Origin of the sequence: Providencia sp. PROV189, from assembly GCF_028480065.1 — a bacterium.
Lineage (GTDB): Bacteria > Pseudomonadota > Gammaproteobacteria > Enterobacterales > Enterobacteriaceae > Providencia > Providencia stuartii.
The window spans coordinates 42,769-62,374 of the sequence record NZ_JAMPOG010000028.1 but is presented as its reverse complement, the minus strand read 5'-3'; the positions used below and the strand labels follow the sequence as shown (position 1 = coordinate 62,374).

General features: G+C 41.9%; 15 protein-coding genes. 4 read left to right on the top strand and 11 right to left on the bottom strand.

The features are described from left to right. Window position 1: 1 nt before the first annotated feature. Window positions 2–619, bottom strand: coding sequence for a DMSO/selenate family reductase complex B subunit (locus tag PR833_RS16080; RefSeq protein WP_014657404.1), 618 nt, complete (start codon window positions 617–619; stop codon window positions 2–4). A gap of 11 nt (window positions 620–630) precedes the next feature. Further along, window positions 631–3,075, bottom strand: coding sequence for a dimethylsulfoxide reductase subunit A (gene dmsA / locus PR833_RS16075; RefSeq protein ID WP_272526346.1), 2,445 nt, complete (start codon window positions 3,073–3,075; stop codon window positions 631–633). A gap of 1,049 nt (window positions 3,076–4,124) precedes the next feature. On the opposite strand from dmsA, the gene PR833_RS16070 reads away from it, so the two are divergent. Further along, on the top strand, window positions 4,125–5,447 hold the full coding sequence (locus PR833_RS16070; protein WP_004917375.1) for an MFS transporter: 1,323 nt from the start codon (window positions 4,125–4,127) through the stop codon (window positions 5,445–5,447). A gap of 74 nt (window positions 5,448–5,521) precedes the next feature. On the opposite strand, the gene PR833_RS16065 is transcribed toward PR833_RS16070, so the two are convergent. From PR833_RS16065 to PR833_RS16040, 6 genes are all read right to left on the bottom strand, one after another. Further along, complete coding sequence (locus tag PR833_RS16065; protein WP_014657402.1) at window positions 5,522–6,571, bottom strand: osmoprotectant NAGGN system M42 family peptidase; 1,050 nt, start codon at window positions 6,569–6,571, stop codon at window positions 5,522–5,524. A 4-nt stretch (window positions 6,572–6,575) separates the two neighbouring features. After that, window positions 6,576–7,346, bottom strand: coding sequence for a FadR/GntR family transcriptional regulator (locus PR833_RS16060; protein WP_040132491.1), 771 nt, complete (start codon window positions 7,344–7,346; stop codon window positions 6,576–6,578). A gap of 54 nt (window positions 7,347–7,400) precedes the next feature. Then, window positions 7,401–8,195 (bottom strand): ABC transporter ATP-binding protein, encoded by a 795-nt coding sequence (locus PR833_RS16055; protein ID WP_004917382.1) that lies wholly within the window; start codon window positions 8,193–8,195, stop codon window positions 7,401–7,403. Next, window positions 8,192–9,994 (bottom strand): dipeptide/oligopeptide/nickel ABC transporter permease/ATP-binding protein, encoded by a 1,803-nt coding sequence (locus PR833_RS16050; protein ID WP_004917383.1) that lies wholly within the window; start codon window positions 9,992–9,994, stop codon window positions 8,192–8,194. The genes PR833_RS16055 and PR833_RS16050 overlap by 4 nt, the downstream gene beginning before the upstream one ends. Continuing rightward, window positions 9,991–10,938, bottom strand: coding sequence for an ABC transporter permease (locus PR833_RS16045; protein WP_272526345.1), 948 nt, complete (start codon window positions 10,936–10,938; stop codon window positions 9,991–9,993). Before PR833_RS16045 ends, PR833_RS16050 begins: the two co-directional genes overlap by 4 nt. Before the next feature lie 96 nt (window positions 10,939–11,034). After that, a complete protein-coding gene (locus tag PR833_RS16040; RefSeq protein WP_272526344.1) occupies window positions 11,035–12,594 on the bottom strand; it encodes an ABC transporter substrate-binding protein in 1,560 nt (519 codons plus the stop codon). 150 nt (window positions 12,595–12,744) lie between these two features. On the opposite strand from PR833_RS16040, the gene PR833_RS16035 reads away from it, so the two are divergent. The 3 genes from PR833_RS16035 to PR833_RS16025 all read left to right on the top strand — a co-directional run bounded on the left by PR833_RS16035 (window position 12,745) and on the right by PR833_RS16025 (window position 16,729). Then, window positions 12,745–13,392, top strand: a complete 648-nt coding sequence (locus PR833_RS16035; protein ID WP_004917392.1) for a DUF1028 domain-containing protein — start codon at window positions 12,745–12,747, stop codon at window positions 13,390–13,392. Window positions 13,393–13,815: 423 nt separating this feature from the next. Beyond that, window positions 13,816–14,253: a helix-turn-helix domain-containing protein gene (locus tag PR833_RS16030; RefSeq protein WP_061064434.1), complete on the top strand. Its 438-nt coding sequence runs from the start codon at window positions 13,816–13,818 to the stop codon at window positions 14,251–14,253. Window positions 14,254–15,307: 1,054 nt separating this feature from the next. After that, the gene (locus tag PR833_RS16025) at window positions 15,308–16,729 is read left to right on the top strand and encodes an NAD(P)/FAD-dependent oxidoreductase (RefSeq protein ID WP_004917397.1); all 1,422 of its coding nucleotides are present in this window, start codon (window positions 15,308–15,310) and stop codon (window positions 16,727–16,729) included. Window positions 16,730–16,915: 186 nt separating this feature from the next. On the opposite strand, the gene PR833_RS16020 is transcribed toward PR833_RS16025, so the two are convergent. Genes PR833_RS16020 through PR833_RS16010 form a run of 3 tightly spaced genes read right to left on the bottom strand, consistent with a single transcriptional unit; the run spans window position 16,916 to window position 19,605 of the window. Further along, window positions 16,916–17,671 (bottom strand): iron ABC transporter ATP-binding protein, encoded by a 756-nt coding sequence (locus PR833_RS16020; RefSeq protein WP_004917400.1) that lies wholly within the window; start codon window positions 17,669–17,671, stop codon window positions 16,916–16,918. 1 nt (window position 17,672) lies between these two features. Further along, window positions 17,673–18,656: an iron chelate uptake ABC transporter family permease subunit gene (locus PR833_RS16015; protein WP_004917402.1), complete on the bottom strand. Its 984-nt coding sequence runs from the start codon at window positions 18,654–18,656 to the stop codon at window positions 17,673–17,675. Continuing rightward, complete coding sequence (locus PR833_RS16010; RefSeq protein ID WP_004917404.1) at window positions 18,643–19,605, bottom strand: ABC transporter permease; 963 nt, start codon at window positions 19,603–19,605, stop codon at window positions 18,643–18,645. The genes PR833_RS16015 and PR833_RS16010 overlap by 14 nt, the downstream gene beginning before the upstream one ends. Window position 19,606: the final 1 nt, after the last annotated feature.

The window sequence follows — 19,606 nt, the reverse complement described above, 5'->3', positions numbered from 1 at the left end:
ATTATACCTCCTCCGGGTTAGCCAGATGCCCAGTGGTATCTCCGACAGGACGGCTATTGGCATTCAATTTTAAGACAATGTTTGGATGCGTATATTTTGCCGATGGCAATGGCGCGATTTCCGCTAAAGTCCCATATTTTTCACGTAGCTCTTCAATAGGCGCCATATCCAGTGCTCGTAATGGACAAGACTCAACGCAGATAGGTTTTTTACCTTCTGCCACTCGCTCATAACAGCCATCGCATTTTGTCATATGCCCCTTCACTTCATCGAATTGTGGAGCACCGTAAGGGCACGCCATACTACAGTAACGGCAACCGATACACACCTCTTCATCGACAACAACAAAGCCATCTTCACGTTTATGCATCGCGCCACTTGGGCATACTTTAGTACAAGCAGGATCATCACAGTGGTTACAAGATATTGACAGATAATAGGCAAAGATATTCTGCCCAAATACACCATCCTGCTCGGTCCAATCTCCTCCTGCATATTCATAGATGCGGCGGAAGTTAACTTCCGGAGATAAGTTTTTAAAGTCTTTGCATGCTAGCTCACAGGTTTTGCAGCCAGTGCAACGACTTGAGTCGATATAAAAACCATATTGCGTTGACATAACTGACATCCTTAAGCTTTAACAACTTCAACAAGATTAGAATGTGATGGGTTCCCTTTCGCCAAAGGCGATGGGCGTTGGGTGGTTAACACGTTAATACTTCCAGCGTGATCCACACGGTTACCATCTGGGTCATACCAAGCCCCCTCACCCAAACCAACGACACCCGGAACAATACGTGGTGTGACTTTCACTTTCACACGTACCTCGCCTCGGTCATTAAAAACGCGGACTAAATCACCATGCTTAAGATCCCGTTTTGCGGCATCTTGTGGGTTGATCCACAACTCTTGTGGGCAGGCGGCTTTCAGAACATCCACGTTGCCATAAGTAGAGTGAGTACGTGATTTATAGTGGAAACCTGTTAACTGTAATGGGTACTTATCCATAAGTGGGTCGCCATATTGCTCAAAACCCGGTGAATAAACAGGTAATGGGTGGATCACATCTCCCTCGTCTAGCTCCCACGTTTTTTGCAATTCAGCTAATTGGGAAGAGTAGATCTCAATTTTACCTGACGGTGTCGTCAGTGGGTTCGCAACGGGGTCTTCACGGAAGTTACGATAGGCAACATGATGGCCTTTCGGATCTCGTTTTTTGAAAATACCTTGTGCGCGGAACTCTTCAAATGTTGGTAATTCAGGCAATGCTTCGCGAGATTGTTCGTATAAATGACGTAACCACTCCTCTTGGGTTCGATTCTCGGTGAACTGCTCACCAACGCCCATACGCTTAGCAATTTCGCTCGTCATTTCATAGATATTGCGGCTTTCAAAACGAGGTTTAATCGCCTGATCAGCAAAAATAACGTAAGACATGTTGCCCGCCGAGGCATCCATACAGAAATCCATCTGCTCCGATGCGGTACAATCAGGCAGCAAGATATCCGCATATTTTGCTGAGGCTGTCATGTGGTTATCAATCACCACAATCATTTCGCATTTAGATTCATCCTGTAAAATTTCATGAGTGCGGTTAATCTCTGAATGCTGATTCACTAAGCAGTTTCCTGCGTAGTTCCACACCATCTTAATCGGCACATCAAGCTTATCTTTACCACGGACGCCATCGCGGGTCGCTGTCATCTCAGTGCCACGTAATATGGCATCGGTCCACATAAACATTGAGATGCTGGTTTTGACTGGATTGGTTAAGGTCGGCATACGAACAAAGGGAATGCTGTACGACCCTTCCCGAGCACCAGTATTGCCACCATTAATCCCGATATTACCGGTTAAAATAGCGAGCATGGCGATCGCGCGAGAGGCTAATTCGCCGTTAGAGCGACGTTGAGGCCCCCAACCTTGAACGATATAAGCAGGCTTCGCCATGCCGATCTCGCGGGCGAGTTTCACGATACGTGCAGCAGGGATACCTGTAATAGGAGCTGCCCATTCAGGCGTTTTTGCTTGTCCATCGGGGCCGTCACCTAAAATATAGGCTTTATAATGTGCATTTTTCGGGGCCCCAGCTGGCATTGTCGTTTCGTCGTAGCCCACACAGTACTTATCAAGAAATGGCTGATCGACTAAGTTTTCTTTGATCATCACATAGGCAAGCGCACTCACTAACGCCGCGTCTGTTCCCGGTCGAATCGGGATCCATTCATCCTCACGTCCAGCGCCTGTATCGGTATAGCGGGGATCGATAATGATCATTTTTGCATTCGATTTTTCGCGAGCTTGTTCAACATAATAGGTTACCCCGCCGCCGCTCATACGCGTCTCACTCGGGTTGTTGCCAAACATCACGACCAATTTGGAATTTTCAATATCAGAAGGACTATTACCATCAGCCCAGCCGCCATAGGTATAGTTCAGCCCTGCGGCAATTTGCGCGGTACTATAGTCACCATAGTGATTTAAATAACCGCCACAGCAATTCATCAAACGAGCAATTAATGTTGCACCCGGTGGCCATGATTTTGTCATCGTGCCGCCTAACGTACCTGTACCGTAGTTTAGGTAAATAGATTCGTTACCGTAGTCACTGATTAAGCGCTTCATGTTGTTAGCGATAACATCAAAAGCCTCATCCCAACTAATACGTTTGAATTTTCCTTCACCACGTTTACCAACACGCATCATGGGGTAGCGTAGGCGGTCTGGGTTATACACGCGACGTCGCATTGAGCGTCCACGTAAGCAAGCACGTACTTGATGCAGTTCTTCATATACATCATTACCCGTGTTATCGGTTTCGACGTATTTAATTTCACCATCAACGACGTGCATACGTAATGGGCAACGGCTTCCACAGTTTACAGTACATGCACTCCAAACTACTTTCTCTTCTCCGGTGGGCGTCGCTGTTTTTTGCTCTGCGGCAGCGGAGGCGCTGAAAGGCAGAGAGAACCCTCCAGCCGCTGCTGCCAAACCCGTGATAGTTCCGGCCTTAACAAAGCCACGACGGGTAAGAGGAGCAAAAACGGATGCTTTCTCTTTTATATTTGCCATACATAACTCACTCAATTAATTTGCATTAAATGTTAAAAAGTAAACTTCCAACAAAACGGAATAAAATATATTTAAGGTGTGTACTGCCAGTAATAGACACGATTAATCACATGGGTGAAAAATAAGATTTTGATAATTTAATGATAACAACCCATCAAATTAAGAGATTGTTTTACATCAATAAACAGACTAATAACTCACGTTATTAACCAAACTAACCTATTGAAAATATAAATAATTTATAACATTACCGATATGTACATCAGTATATACTGATGAATTTTTATGATAAATTGATAGATGAAATCAGAATTAAATATCGATAGCTTTATTTACCAAATAATATTTTTAGTGAATTATACCTAAAAACAAAACCTCTATATTAAGTTAAAGAATAATTAACAAAAAAAATTAAACTAATAATGTTAATAAAAATGCCGATTATTCATATTTATCATGATAAAATACATAATATAAACTTTATCAATAAACAATAAACTAAAATGATAATTATTAGTATTTATTTGAGTTTTCGATAAACCAACTCTATTTGGCTGATGGTACATTGAATGCAAAATTCTAAAAAATCATTTATTTCAATATATTATGATATTTTTCGTATGCAGATTAGCTGTTTCAATAAAATAAAAAATTAAATGGCAATATCGAAACAGAACAGTGAATATTCAATAACTCCTCTCCTATCATCGATAATACATTTATTTTTTTAATCTAAATACGTTACTTTTTATATTTAAAATGACGTCTAATATGATATTTTTACGCATATTCTTAGCATGAAATTATTTTTATTTACGAGTATTCCGAATAAAGATAAAGCGCATGTAACAAATAAGCTAAAAAGTAAAAAAAATCATATAAAACACTCAGTTAGTTAAAACATTTAGTGTTGTTAGTTATCTAAAAATGACATGAAAAACAGGATGTTGATCTCAATATTTAATTTACATTACCGTCAAATATTGACTCACTAAGTAAATACCGCTATTTGTTGAATTATTGTTAACTAATATTGCGGTGGTGATAAATTGGAAATATCTCAAGATAATGTAAAAAGAACGGATGCAACGCTAGATGCCAATGCAAGATCAAAATGCATTCGAGGAATTGTTGGAGCAGCTTCTGGTAACCTAGTGGAATGGTTTGATTTCTATATCTACGCTGTTTTTGCTGCCTATTTTACTAAAGCGCTTACTCCGCAAAATATGGATCCACTGACGCAATCTATCTATGTCTGGGGGGTGTTTGCTGCAAGTTTCTTTATGCGTCCAATTGGTAGTTGGCTATTTGGTCGGATTGCTGATCGCCATGGTAGAAAGCGTTCGATGGTCGCATCCATTTATTTGATGGGGTTTAGTTCTTTCTTGTTTGCCGCCTTGCCAACTTATGAGCAAGTCGGGATGTTTGCACCATTGTTATTGCTACTCGTGCGCTTGTTGCAAGGCTTATCTGTCGGTGGCGAATATGGTGCCGTCGCAACCTATATGAGTGAACTCGGCCTTAAAGGACAACGGGGCTTTTTTGCTTCATTCCAATATGTCACATTATCCGGAGGGCAGTTATTAGCAAGCTTGCTCAGTGTTATTTTATTAGCGTTTCTCACTGAACAACAGCTACAGGATGGTGCTTGGCGTATTCCTTTTGTCATTGGGGGGATTGCAGCGATAGTCTCATTAATTGCTCGAAAACGCCTTGATGAAACCTTAAGTAATGAAGCATCAGAAGCAAAAGAGTCAGGTTCTTTAATCGCTCTTCTAAAACAGCATTGGAAATCTTTCTTTTTAGTCGTTGGTTATACTGCCGCAGGCTCTCTCTGCTTTTATATTATAACCGTTTACTCAAAGACCTATCTCACAAACATCGGTATTGATAGCAAAGTGGTTGGTTACATTATGACCGTATCACTCTTTGTGTTCATGCTGTCTCAACCTGTGTTCGGCATTATTTCTGATAAAATTGGCCGCCGAGCAGCAATGATTACCTTCACGCTATCCATGCTGCTATTTATCTACCCAGTGATGGTGATTGGCATGCGTTATTTTGCTCAGTCTCCTATCATTATCGCCTTATTACTGATTTTCTTAATGATGCTGTTAAGTTTTTACACTTCTATTAGTGGGCTAGTAAAAGCTGAAATGTTCCCACCTCATTTACGAGCGTTAGGTGTTGGGGTCTCATATGCGATAGGGAATGCTATTTTTGGCGGCTCGGCTCCCTCTGTTGCACTACAATTTAAAGCCAGCGGCGCAGAAAACGCCTTTTTTATCTATGTCATGGTTGTATTGTGTATCTGCTTATTTTGCTGCTTCCAGCTGCCTAAAGAGCCTGAGTATTTAAATGACCGCCATTAATTAACTTATACAATCAAAAGACCCCCAATCATTGGGGGTCGCTTCAAATCCTTGACGTTTTTTACCTAAATCCATTACTGCCCTGGTAATGGCACTAAATCACTTTCAATATAACGTCTGACCAAGGTGGCTAATGCAACCAGTGAATCAACGTGCGTTCTTTCCCAACCATGTGAGCTATCCAGTGCAAAACAAGCCAATGCCACGCGGATATCCCACCCTGCATCGACGGCAGCGGCACTGTCTGAGCGGTAGTGTTTAAAGGTATCTCTCACATGAGGAATATCATACTGTTGGCACAGCTTAAGTAGGTGGCGTGTGATAGCTAAATCAAATGGACCTGTTCTATCACGAAATGCCAATGTTAACGCATCATCCCGCGTTGTTTGATCGGGAGCCGACACCGAGTTATCAATGGCTAACAGTTCTTGTACTTCAGCACCAAAGCCATGCGTTCCCCCAATACCGACTTCCTCTGAAATGGTAAACATGATTTGGCAAGCCACTTCAGGCAGTACTTTATCATCCACCAGCGATTTCAATGCAGCTAATAACACTGCACAGCCCGCTTTATCATCAAGATGGCGAGAGACGATAAAACCATTATCAATAAACTCAGGCTGTGCATCGACTGCAACCATATCCCCTACATTAAAGCCATGTGCTAATAGATCAGCATGGTTATAACAAGGTGCATCAAGGCGGATTTCAAGGTTATCCCAATCGGCAATCTGGGTATCCACTTCAGTATTAAAACGGTGCCCCGATGCTTTTAACGGCAGAATAGTTCCCCGATATTGGTTGTTGTCACAAAATACTGTGACTCTCGCTCCTTCAGCGAAACGTGCGGCCCATGTTCCCGTGTTACGTAGTGCCAATCGCCCATTCGGCTTTAATTGTGTCACCATTGCACCGAGAGTATCTAAGTGTGCCGCTAGTGCCCTTTTGGGCTCACCATTGCCTAACGTAATATGTAGCACACCTCGGCGGGTGTATTGCGGTTGAAAACCTAATTCTGCGAGCCATTGATGAGTCTGCGCTACGGCATTCTCTGTCATACCTACAGGGCTAGGCGTTTGTAATAGCGTCTTTAATACAGATTTAAGATAATCTTGATCAATCATGTCATTACCTGTCTTCACTTAAAAATCGTTCTTGTAAGGTTGCTTGCAAGGCCAGCATGGCTTGTTCCGCATACGCCATATGCGCTTCCATAATCGCTTTCACTCTAGGAGCATCTTTACGGCGCATGGCGTCAATAAGTTGATATTGATAGTCAATCCCTTGTCGACGATCGACAGGTTCAGGCTTTAAGTAGATGTCTTTGCAAATCGCCAAATCCTTAAGCAACCGTTGAAGAAAATGACAGATAAACACTAAAAGTACGTTATCAGAGTAGCTCGCAACAACAGCGTGAAAATCCAATTCGGCCATCCGCTGCTGCCAACGTTCGGCTTCATCAACTGGCTCATGATCATAAATCGCTATCGTGTCATACAGTTTTTGAAAACCTTCATTATCCATATTGTCGATAGCGCTAACTGCCACCACAGGCTCTAATAATTTACGTAAGGTATAAATATCTTTTATCGAAATATCCCGTGTAAACAAATAATTAGACAGTAAACTCATCGCTCGCGCTTCTGTCATAGAATCAATAAATGCACCGCCACCAGGCCCCGTTTTCGTTTTTATCAACCCTTGGACTTCTAGCGATTTTAAAGCTTCTCGAACGGTGCTTTTACTGGCGCTATAACGCTCTATCAGATCTTTCTCTTGTGGCAGTCGATCACCTGGCATTAAATTATCCGCCATGATCGATTCTTTAATCGCATTCACAATTTCATCCGTGCGTTTAATTCGTCCTGTTTCTGTCATCGGCTGTTTCTCTGTGTTCATATTTTTCTTCCGGCCGTCGTCTGTTGTTCTATTTTTCATCTCCACACTCGCCTTTTACTCAAAAGAGAGCCTTGGCGCGCTGGTCAATAAATTCTGGGTATAACTCTGTTCAGGGGCAGCAAATAAACGATGAGTTTCCTGACATTCTAGCAAATCACCTAAATAGAGCACGGCCACTCTGTCAGCAATTGATTCAACGACGGCTAAATCATGACTTATAAATAAGTAAGATAACGAAAATTGTGTTTTTAGCTCTTGTAGCAACAACAACACTTGCGCCTGTACCGAAACGTCCAATGCGCTAACAGGCTCATCGAGAACGAGGATCTGTGCATCGGCTGCCAATGCTCGTGCAATCGCTAAACGCTGAGCTTGCCCACCCGAAAACTCATGTGGATAGCATGCCAGCGCATCCAATGGCATACTTACGGCCTCGAGTAACTCATGTAATCTATGGGTTTGTTCAGATTTATTCATCTGCTTAAGGTACTTTAAAGGTACGGATAAGGTTTCTCCGATCGTTTTACGTGGGTTCAATGATGCAACAGGATCTTGGAAAACATATTGGATAGCTTGACCGAAGGCTCGTGCTCCTTGTTTTTGCCACTGAGAACGATTTTTTCCCAATATGCGGATCTCCCCTGATGTTTCCTGCTCCAATCCAACTAAAATACGGGCAAGAGTACTTTTCCCCGAACCGCTTTCCCCAACGATCGCCAATGTTTCACCTTCATAAAGATCTATTGAAATGTTTTTTAGGGCTTTAACTTCTCTACTTGTTGGATGAAAAAGGTTAGGTGGGCGACCAAACGTTTTTACCAATTGATTGACTTCAATGACCTTATTCATGACACCTCCTGCACCGCGTCTGGTTTAGCGCTATAAATATCTGCAACATGGGTAAGAAATGCTTTTCCTTCCCCCAGTTTTGGCACACTGGCAATCAAGCGACGCGTATAAGGGTGCTGTGGCTGATGAAGTACCGTTTGTGTTGCGCCCGTTTCTACAATTTGGCCTTGCTGCATCACCGCCACGCGATCACAAATTTGGTTAATCACCGCAAAGTCATGGGTAATAAAAAGTAGTGCAACCCCTCTTTCACGACGTAACTTATTGAGTAATTCTAAAATGCGTGCCTGTACAGTGACATCCAGTGCCGTTGTCGGCTCATCGGCAATAATTAACACCGGATCATTCGCAAGAGCCATGGCAATCCCAACACGTTGGCGTTGCCCTCCAGAAAGTTGATGGGGATAAGCGTGATAACTCTCTTTTGCTGATGGAATACCAACACTCTCAAGTAACTCAATCGCCTTATTCTTCGCTTGTTGATCGGAAAGGGATTGGTGAGCGGTGATCGCCTCTTGTAATTGTGCACCTATCGAAAACTGTGGATGCAGTGTCGTCAACGGATCTTGAAAAATATAAGAGACTCTAGCGCCACGGCGTTGCTGTAGCGCCGATAGAGATAATGACAACATCTCTTCTTCATTAACATAGATCCCACCACCGGTGATCACCGCTGGCGGGGAAGCTAATAGCCCCATAATGGACAGTGCTGTAACACTTTTACCAGAGCCACTTTCCCCTATCAGCCCTAAACACTCACCACGCGCCACTGAAAAACTGATATTTTTAACCGTTGGGCGCAATAGAGGCCCTTGACGAAAACCAACACACAGTGACTTCACTTCTAACACCGCCTTGCTGCCTTCCGTACGTGCTGGAATATCAATACGTGCGGTTTCTGTCACTGGTTGCGAGCGATGCAAAGCCCCTGATTTGAGTCTTGGATCAAGTAAATCGCGAATGCCATCACCTAATAAATTAAAGCTAATGACGATAAGAAAAATCATAATGCCGGGCACTAATGCAACATGGGGCGCCACGAACATCTGTGCTCTACCTTGCCCTAGCATTGATCCTAAGTCGGCATTCGGCGGCTGTGTTCCTAACCCTAAAAACGACAACCCCGCCGTTTCCAAAATCATCCACCCTATCGTGGTTGACATAGTCACGACAATAATAGGCAATACATTCGGTAAAACTTCCGTTAATAGAACTTGAATATGGTTTTTACCTGATAACCTTGCCGCCTGAATAAAATCACGATCGCGCAAGCCTACTGTTAGCCCTCGAATATTACGTGCAAAGAAGGGAATATTAACCAAAGCTATCGCGTATAACGCATTAAGTAAGCCCGGCCCAAGTACAGCGACAATCGCCAATGCCAGTAAAATATAAGGAAAAGCCATTAACATATCGATGCAACGCATCAATAGGGTATCAGTTCGCTGCCCAACATAGCCGGCAATTAAGCCAATTAGCGTACCTAATACGGCTGCAATTAACGTCGCAGAGATCCCCACAAGCAGTGATACCCGTGTTCCCCATAATAACCGTGATAAAATATCACGCCCAAGATGGTCGGTTCCCAACACATGACCCGAAGAAAAAACAGGTAATAATCGATTAATGAGATCCGTTTTATCGGGATCAGGCAGTGGCAGCCAAGGTGCTAGTAATGCTGACAACATGATGACCAATAAGATCGCTAGCCCTAATGCAGCTAAACGATTGGTCATTAACAAAGACCAAGCCGATTGGCGATAACGTGGCTGGATAACCGGTGTAGTAATTTGGCTCATGATTTTAACCTCGGATCCAAAAGTGCCTGCATCAAATCAGCAAACAAATTAATAAATACATAGGCTGCTGCTGCAATTAAAACACCGCCCTGCACTAAAAAGAGATCACGTGTCGTAACCGCTTTAACCAACATGGCACCTAGCCCCGGCCACTGGAATACGGTTTCGATATAGACAGCACCGCCTAGAACAAAACCAGCCTGAATCCCAATAACGGGGATCACTGACACGAGCGCCATACGAAAAGCATGACGAAAAATAACTTTGCGTTCGCTAAGTCCTTTTGCTCGAGCAGTACGAATAAAATCTAAGCGCAAGACCTCTAACATCGCAGTACGAGTTAATCGAGCAATGACCCCTGTCGCGACTAAAGAGAGCGTCACTGCTGGCAGAACAAGATGGTGCAATAGGTCACCGAACCCACCGCCTTGCCAAATCGAATACATCCCTGACGCAGGAAACCATTGCAGTTGTACCGCAAACAGCATGATCATCAATAGGCCGATCCAAAACGATGGCATCGAAATGCCCAGTAACACGGCTAGCGTGATCATTTTGTCACTCCAGCTAAACTGGCGGATCGCCGAAATAATGCCTGCCAACAACCCTAAAACAGAGCTGAGCAACAGCGCACTGCCCCCAAGAATTAAGGTGGCTGAAAAACGTTCTAATACCTCGTCAGTGACAGGACGATTGAGTACGAATGAGCGCCCAAAATCCCCCTGCAATAAATTACTTATCCAAATAAAGTATTGTTGATATAGCGGCTTATCTAAACCAAGTTCCTGTTTTACCCGCGCCACATTCTCTGGTGTTGCCCATGGCCCGAGCAGTGCTTGAGCGGGGTCACCAGGGATCAACGCCATGATGAAAAATACGATAAGCGTGAGCCCAATTAAAATGGGTATCGTCGCTAAAATTCGTTTAACACAATATAGCCACATAGGTTCTTCCCCAGTAAATCTTCCCGTCGTAACCGTTTTAATGCCGAGTAAAGGCTCGCTACTTTGTTATGCCGTGAAATTAAGCCAATTGATCCGTTAATCTTTATGAACGTCTTTAAGCAATAAATTAAAATTTGGCTGTAATTTAAAATTACTGATCCGCGCACTGGCGACCGCATTTTGCTTCCAATTTGCCACAAACAGCCATGGCGCATCTTGGTGAACTCTCTTTTGTACCTGCCGATAAAGCCGTGCCCTCTCAGCCATATCGTTTGTTACTCTTGCCTTATCTAATAAGCTATCGAGTTGTTTATTCGCGTAATAGCCAGAATTAAATCCCCCTTTCTCTGGCCATGATCCAGAGTGCAGCGTCAAAAAGGGTAAGGTGTCAGGATCGTTCGTCATCCATGCCATTTCCGCCATATGTGCTTGTTTAAGCCCTGAATTCACCTTTGATAAATAGGTATTCCACTCAAAAGTCTGTATTTCAACTGACAGCCCAACGGCCTTTAGGTCGGCCTGAATCGCTGTCGCCATCGGGATCGGATCCAACATGCCAGATCCTCCCTCTGTGACATAAAAAATAATTTTTTGCCCTTCTGCTCCCGCCGCTTTAATCAATTCACGCGCTTTTTGAGGATCGTAAGGGTAAGCCTCCGTTTCAGGATCAAACGCCCAATCGAAAGCTGAAGGGATTGGCCCCTGTGCAACATCTGCGGAGCCTTGAAGGATATATTTAACGATATTCTGTTTGTTGACTGCGTAATTCACGGCTTGCCTGACACGCACATCGTCAAATGGTGGACGTGATGCATTCAACATGCCATACCAAACATGCGGGCCTGTTGCTTGATACAAGTGAAAACGTTTATCAGAGGCAAACAGTGGTACATTATCCGCGGGCACTTCAACCATCGCATCAATCCCTCCCGACAGCATTTCAGCCACGCGAGTATTAGCGTCAGTTATTGGGCGAAAAACCACATATTGCAGTGACGGTCGCCCTCCCCAGTACTGATCATTGGCTTCCACAACAACACGCTGATTCGCCGTCCACTCGGTAAATTTAAAAGGCCCAGTCCCACTTGGATGGCGACCAAAATTTTTATCGTATTGTTTAACGGCGGTTGGCGAGACAATCAAACCTGCGGGGGTTGCAAGATTGGATAAAAAAGGGGCAAACGGCTCTTTTAACCGGAAGATCACCGTGGCGTTATCGGGCGTTTCAATGTTGTCGATAACAGAAAAGAAAAATGATAAAGGAAAAGGCCCTGTATGATAGTAAGGATGCTCACGATTAAGCATACGTTCGAACGTAAACTTAACCGCTTTTGCATCTAATGGTGATCCATCATGAAAGCGAACCCCTTTGCGTAAATGAAATGTGTAAGTCAGTCCATCCTCACTCACATTCCATGATTCGGCCAGTGCAGGCTCAAGCTTTAATGAACCATCAGAATTGCGCACCAACCCCTCATAAATATTCACCAAGATCCGTGAATCATTGGCAGCTGTCGCCACCTGAGGATCTAATGATTGCGGTTCAGCCACTTGCCCTAATAACAATACATGGCTGTTTTCATCGCCCCATAGCGGAAATGAAAAAGCGAAGAGAAGTGAAACTGTGGCTACCCATCTGCGTAAACACATGCCCATATTTGTTCTCCCTGGTGTGGTGACGATGCTGTGATATGTGTCAATTTTGTTAAAATTATTCTCTTTTTCTTTATTTATGATGATAAATTAACTTTCTCGCAATAATTTATAATGATAAATTTGATCGGTGTCTAATTTATGAGGTGTAAAATGACTTTTTCTATCGTCGCTCGTTGTGCAAAAACGGGGGAAATTGGAGCAATAACCGCAACAGGTGGTCCCGCAGTAGGGGCATTAGTTCTCCATGGGGCAAGTTATCATGGTGCGATTGCCACACAAGCCATGACCAACCCCATGGCAGGTATAACCGGAGTTGAATTCCTTCGAGAGGCTATGCCAGCTAAAACCTGTTTAGATGTTTTGCTTAAAAAAGATGCCGCCCCCACATTAAGGCAATTGATCATTATTGATAAACAAGGCACCAGTGCGCATTGGACAGGACAGGCATGTTTACCTTGGTGTGGTGGCTTATCTGAAACCAATTTAGCGATTGCAGGTAATATGCTCGCAGGAGAGCATGTTTTACACGCGCTATACGATACCTACCATAAATACTCAGAGTTAGCGCTAGCAAATAGGCTATTAATGGCAATGAAAGCGGGTGAAAAAGCGGGAGGTGATTATCGAGGAATTCGTTCAGCGGCACTCAAAATATGGCACCGTCGCCAATATGCAGATATTGATATTCGCGCTGATTGGTCACAACAACCTTTATCTGACTTAAACGTTATTCTGCATCAAATATGCTCAAGCGACTACGCCGATTTCTTCGCACAAATTCCCACTGGAAATGAATAATCAGCTTCACTTAACAGCAATCACGTAATTCAACTTAGGAAATTAATACTCATAATATGAAATTATCTCTAAAATAGCCGTCAAACCTTTGACAGAATGTAACAAAATGAAACATTTTAGGTGACAATTAACTATTTCAAATAGAACAAATTAGTAAACACATTTACTCTTTTTACGTCATAATTCGAAATATAAATAAAATAACCTTCTTAAAATGACGATATTTTCATAGGTTTAAGCTCTCAATTTTCCAAAAATTTACGTGAATACCAATAGTGTAAATCAGCATTTTCAATAAAAATAAATATAACAATAGTTATAAACTATTAAAAATCACTGTTTATTAGGTATAAACATTTTTACACCTACAGCAGACTCGTTATAGTAGCGCCCAAATAGAGGCGATGAGTAGAAAACTAAATAATGGAAGAAAACAAACTCAGTACACTATCGGGTTACTTTTTACGCAAGGCAAGAAAGGAGAAGAAAATCACGGGCAAAGAATTAGCCAAATTAATGGGGATCAGCCAGCAACAAATTTCTCGCTATGAAAACGGGATAACGCCACTCACAATTGATTTACTGTATAAATTTCTATTGATCTTGGAGATTGATGGCGCAAGTTTTATACAAAAAATTTTCCACGAATACGCGAACGGTAGCAATAATAAAGAGCCTGCTCCCGTCACACCACCATCACTCAGCCAATATATCAGACACTTTATTAAAGATAAAAATAGCGCAACACTCGATGAAATACGTTATTCCAATCACAATAGAAAAAATTTAGAGACCTATTCCGTCCAGCTCAAGCCACTCAATGGCGCCAAAATAAAGAGAGTTAATTCTAAAAAGGAATAAATCGCCCTATAATAAATTACACTCCAATAATAGAGGTTTATACTAAATAAGCACTTCTACCTAAATGAATTAATTGTCATTTCCCACTGGGTTCGCCAAACTTTTAATCCATGATTTTTCTGGCATGATGATAATAAGCACAAACTATGTATGCCAATTGGTTAAAAAATAGATAACTCAAACTGTTGCCTAAATAAAAAACCTGATTTATTGTAAGGATTACTTATTTAGATAACACTTTAACCAGCTTAGTCGTATATTTTACTTTTACCACTATGTGTGACTAAAAAAATAAACAAATTTAGGATTATTATTAGTAACAGTCGTTATTGAAAGGGTTAAACTGGATAAGAATTCGTCTTTGACTATTTTATCAACAGACAAAGAGATAAACATATCTTCATGTTTTTTAATGATAAATCAGAGGTAAAATATATTCCCAATAGGCGTTTCAATAACAAAATATATTTTTTCAACTTTATTTTAAAATAGTGTAAACCTAAAAAGACGCCACGAATTTTCCTGTTACTGAAAAAATTGAGAATTTAGTTCAAAAAAACGACAATATAAAAAACACAAACATTTAGATATTTAATTAAATGTTTTTAAACTAATACGTATTTTATCTATTTAACCTTTCAAGAGTAAAAAGAAGGATAACCACCAACCCTCATAAAATCGGATATTTCATTCCCCTACCCTTATTAACCACACAATATAGCATTGTTTAACACTTGGCTCATTCTAGTATTTTTGCTAATTACTCACTCTACGAAACAAATATCCACCGCATCTAAGTTGATTAAAAAATCACTGTACACATTATCTGACATTTCACTTTATTTTCTGCCCTCTTAAAAAGATTGAATTTTATTAAAATAGCTCGCAAACCCCTTACAGGCTTGATTATTTCTGATTATGAATATTCACATTTCTCTTACTTTTGTTAACAAATATTAACCATAGTTAACAACATCATGAAATATGATAATATGATTATCTTAAATTGTAATTATTTACTATATAAAAACTAAGGTTATTATTGAGGTTATAGATGAAAATCTCGAGAAGAAAACTACTTTTAGGGGTCGGTGCTGCGGGTGTTCTCGCAGGTGGTGCTGCGGTTGTTCCAATGATCCGCAGAGAAGGTCGGTTTGAATCCACCAAATCTCGTGTTCCTGCTGTAGCAGGCACAGAAGGTGCATTACCAAAATCCGCTGATGCCGTTATTATCGGTGCAGGCCTTCAAGGTATTATGACTGCAATTAATCTCACCGAAAGGGGGATGAACGTTGTTATTTGTGAAAAAGGCGTTGTAGGCGGCGAACAATCAGGCCGTGCTTATAGCCAAATTATTAGCTACAAAACTTCCCCAGAAATTTTTCCATTACACCACTATGGAAAAATTTTATGGACTGGCATGAATGAAAAAATCGGTGCTGATACAAGTTACCGCATTCAAGGCCGTGTTGAAGTTCCTTCTAGCGAAAAAGATCTAGAACTCACCAGAGAGTGGATCAAAAAGACAGCAGAAAACCCAGGTTTTGATACACCTTTAAGAACTCGCATGATCGAAGGTGAAGAGCTGGCAAAACGCTTACCTAATGCACAAACTCCATGGAAAATCGGTGGATTTGAAGAAGACGCAGGTAGTCTCGACCCAGAAGTGGTTACACCAACCATGGCTAACTACGCCAAATCAATCGGGATCCGCATCTATACCAACTGTGCAGTAAGGGGCATAGAAACCGCTGGCGGTAAGATTTCCGACGTTGTGACCGAAAAAGGTTCCATCAAAACTTCTAACGTAGTGCTGACTGGTGGTATCTGGTCTCGCCTATTTATGGGTAACCTAGGCGTTGATGTTCCTACACTGAACGTTTACCTATCTCAACAGCGTATTACTGGCGTGCCTGGTGCACCGAGAGGAAACGTGCATCTACCAAACGGTATTCACTTCCGTGAACAAGCTGATGGTACTTATGCGGTAGCACCACGTATCTTTACCAGTTCTATCGTTAAAGATAGCTTCCTGCTAGGCCCTCGCTTTTTACACCTACTCGGAGGCGGAGAGCTGCCATTAGAATTCTCAATCGGTAAAGATCTCTTTAACTCCTTCACCATGGCAACCTCATGGAAGCTGGATGAGAAAACGCCATTTGAAGAGTTCCGTACCGCAACTAACACACCAAACAATGAGCACTTGGATGGCGTTCTAGAAAGACTTAGAAATGAATTCCCTGTGTTTAAAGACTCTAAAGTGGTTGAGCGTTGGGGCGGCACTGTTAGCCCAACTGACGATGAGATCCCAATCATTTCGAAAATCGAACAATACCCTGGCCTTGTTATCAACACCGCAACAGGTTGGGGTATGACAGAAAGTCCTGCATCTGGACAGTTGACTGCTGATCTATTGATGGATACTAAGCCTATCATCGATCCACGTCCATACAGACTTTCTCGTTTTAGCGAGTAATATAAAACGCTTTTTACGCGGGATTTGGATGCACTCTTCACTTATGCTAATTAGGTGAAGAGTGATTGGAATGGCGCGTGAATGGTTTGTAGCTTTGCTACTGCGTTTGATATATAGCTCAATAAAATAGCCTCTATGCTAACAAGCAATAGAGGCTATTTTTTTATAAAAATAAAATGACTTCGTTTAGTAATACATCGCTATCAATTTATTATCGACAGATTTAATCTCAATAGGAGTATCAAAGATATCTTCGATGATATCGACCTTCATAATGTCATTAGGCGCCCCATGATAAACTAACTTCCCTGCTCGCATAGCGATAATATGGTCGGAGTAGACAGAGGCAAAATTGATATCGTGGATCACCAAAATAATCGTTTTGCCTAACTCGTCTGCCGCGCGACGCAGCAATTTCATCATAATGACCGCGTGCTTCATATCAAGGTTGTTGAGTGGTTCATCTAACAGCACATATTCAGTGTCTTGACATAAAACCATCGCCACATAGGCTCTTTGCCGTTGACCACCTGATAGCTCATCCAAATAACGATGACGCAAGTTAGATAAATTTAAGAATTCGAGTGACTCATCGATTTTCTTTTTGTCATCAAGGGTTAAACGCCCTTTTGTATAAGGATAGCGACCAAAACCAACTAACTCTTCAACGGTTAATCGACTTGCGAACTGGTTTTCTTGTCGCAACACTGACAAATAAGTCGCTAGCTTATCACTTGGCGTTTTTACAACATCTAGCTCATTAACCTTCACATGCCCAGAATCGGCCATTAATAAGCGCCCAATGATTGATAAAAGCGTCGACTTACCTGCTCCATTAGGCCCAATAATCGATGTAATACCACTATTTTTAATCGTTGTTGTGATGTTATCTAAGACCTTAGTATCCTGATAACTTTTCGATATCTGATTAATTTCAATCATACTAAAACCTTCTTAACACCATATAAATAAAGAATATGCCGCCGATAAACTCAATCACAACAGATAGCGTACCCGCCATGTTCAAGCCGTAATCAAGGATCAATTGCCCTCCAATAAGCGCAATCACTCCTAATAAGAAAGAGACGGGCAACAGATAACGGTGCTGACTACTACCACTAATAAAATAAGCAAGGTTCGCCACCATTAACCCTAAGAAAGTTAATGGCCCTACTAATGCTGTCGATACCGCCACTAATATCGATATCAGTAATAAAATCACCGTCACTTTATGGCGATAGTTAATTCCTAAATTGATCGCATTTGCCTGACCGAGAGCTAAAACATCGAAACAATAGCGCATACGCCACAGCAAAATACCAACGACTAGCGTAATTGCTAAAGTAAAGAAGATCAGCTCAGGGGTCGCTCGTGTAAAAGTCGCAAACATACGACTTTGTAGAATTGAGAATTCATTCGGATCCATCAACCGCTGTAGTAACGTCGCCGTACTTTTAAATAACGTACCAAGAATAATACCAACCATCAAAACGAGGTTGATATTCAACTTAGCTGAAACAAATAACCAGCGATAAAGTAATACGGAGAATAGAACGAGTAGCGATGACTCTAGCAAAAACTTCCCAATATTGAGCAACCAAGACGCAGGGAAGCTATCGGTATAAAACACAAAGATTGACTGTAATAAAATAAATAACGCCTCTAAACCCATAATAGAGGGCGTCAATATCTTATTATTGGCTATGGTCTGAAAAAGAACGGTCGAGACTCCAGAAGCAAAAGCGACCAGAATCATCGTCAGCACCATATAACCTCGGTGTGGCAAAATATAAGCAAGGTTATTGCCAAGATTGATAGTCATAAAAAGTGTAATAGCTATAACCGACAGCCCCAGTAATAGCCATATTCTTTGTAATGGTGTCATCCCTTTTTTGGGTAACACCACTGATGCATTAACTTTTTGCATAACGCTGCTGCTTCAACAGTAAAAAAAGGAAAATAATGGCGCCAATAACACCTAAAATCACACTTGCAGGTATTTCGAATGGATAACGGACTAAGCGACCGACAATATCACAGAGTAAAACTAACCCTCCGCCAGCAATACAGATCCATGGCAGCGTTTTACGAATATTGTCTCCCATAATTAAACTAATGAGATTCGGGATAATCAGTCCTAAGAATGGCAATGCCCCGACAACGACAACAACAACCCCGCTTATCAGTGCAATAATCGATAAACCAATTGTCATTACCTTACGGTAATTTAGCCCCACGTTGATGGCAAACTCACGACCCATACCCGCAACCGTGAAACTATCCGCAATCCAACAAGCAAGTAATGTGAGTAAACCGACTAGCCATAAAAGCTCATAACGACCCTGAATGATGCTAGAAAAATCTCCGCTCATCCAAGCACTTAATGACTGTAGCAGGTCAAATGAATACGCGGTAAAGATTGTCAGTGCGCTGATAACGGCTCCTAACATTATGCCAACCAGCGGCACAATCAGCGCTGATTTTAAGATAACCCTGCGCAACAGCATCATAAACAGCATTGTACCCAGCAATGCAAACCCGCTTGCCACTACCATTTTGGTCATAATATCGGCGGTAGGGAACAGTATCATCACAAATAATAAGCCCAAACTCGCTGACTGTGTTGTTCCCGCCAACGAGGGCTCAACAAAACGGTTTTGGGTTAGGAGCTGCATGATAAGCCCAGCAACACTCATAGCGCTGCCTGCTAGGATCAAGGAAATAGTTCGAGGAATACGACTGATAAAAAAGATGTCTTGCATCTCTGGATCGGTGAAAAGTGAAACGGGTGACACGTCACCCGCTCCAATAAACAAACTCATCACCGCTAATACCAATAAGGCGATAATTCCAAAAAAAAGATAAAGCGTTTTCATT

Bases quoted from the DNA above. Each gene is read 5' to 3' on its own strand.
- PR833_RS16030 (WP_061064434.1), top strand. From the start codon at position 13,816: ATGGAAGAAAACAAACTCAGTACACTATCGGGTTACTTTTTACGCAAG.
- PR833_RS16020 (WP_004917400.1), bottom strand. From the start codon at position 17,671: ATGATTGAAATTAATCAGATATCGAAAAGTTATCAGGATACTAAGGTC.
- PR833_RS16055 (WP_004917382.1), bottom strand. From the start codon at position 8,195: ATGAATAAGGTCATTGAAGTCAATCAATTGGTAAAAACGTTTGGTCGC.
- PR833_RS16080 (WP_014657404.1), bottom strand. From the start codon at position 619: ATGTCAACGCAATATGGTTTTTATATCGACTCAAGTCGTTGCACTGGC.
- PR833_RS16065 (WP_014657402.1), bottom strand. From the start codon at position 6,571: ATGATTGATCAAGATTATCTTAAATCTGTATTAAAGACGCTATTACAA.
- PR833_RS16060 (WP_040132491.1), bottom strand. From the start codon at position 7,346: ATGAACACAGAGAAACAGCCGATGACAGAAACAGGACGAATTAAACGC.
- PR833_RS16035 (WP_004917392.1), top strand. From the start codon at position 12,745: ATGACTTTTTCTATCGTCGCTCGTTGTGCAAAAACGGGGGAAATTGGA.
- PR833_RS16010 (WP_004917404.1), bottom strand. From the start codon at position 19,605: ATGAAAACGCTTTATCTTTTTTTTGGAATTATCGCCTTATTGGTATTA.
- PR833_RS16045 (WP_272526345.1), bottom strand. From the start codon at position 10,938: ATGTGGCTATATTGTGTTAAACGAATTTTAGCGACGATACCCATTTTA.
- PR833_RS16050 (WP_004917383.1), bottom strand. From the start codon at position 9,994: ATGAGCCAAATTACTACACCGGTTATCCAGCCACGTTATCGCCAATCG.
- PR833_RS16015 (WP_004917402.1), bottom strand. From the start codon at position 18,656: ATGCAAAAAGTTAATGCATCAGTGGTGTTACCCAAAAAAGGGATGACA.
- PR833_RS16040 (WP_272526344.1), bottom strand. From the start codon at position 12,594: ATGGGCATGTGTTTACGCAGATGGGTAGCCACAGTTTCACTTCTCTTC.
- dmsA (WP_272526346.1), bottom strand. From the start codon at position 3,075: ATGGCAAATATAAAAGAGAAAGCATCCGTTTTTGCTCCTCTTACCCGT.
- PR833_RS16025 (WP_004917397.1), top strand. From the start codon at position 15,308: ATGAAAATCTCGAGAAGAAAACTACTTTTAGGGGTCGGTGCTGCGGGT.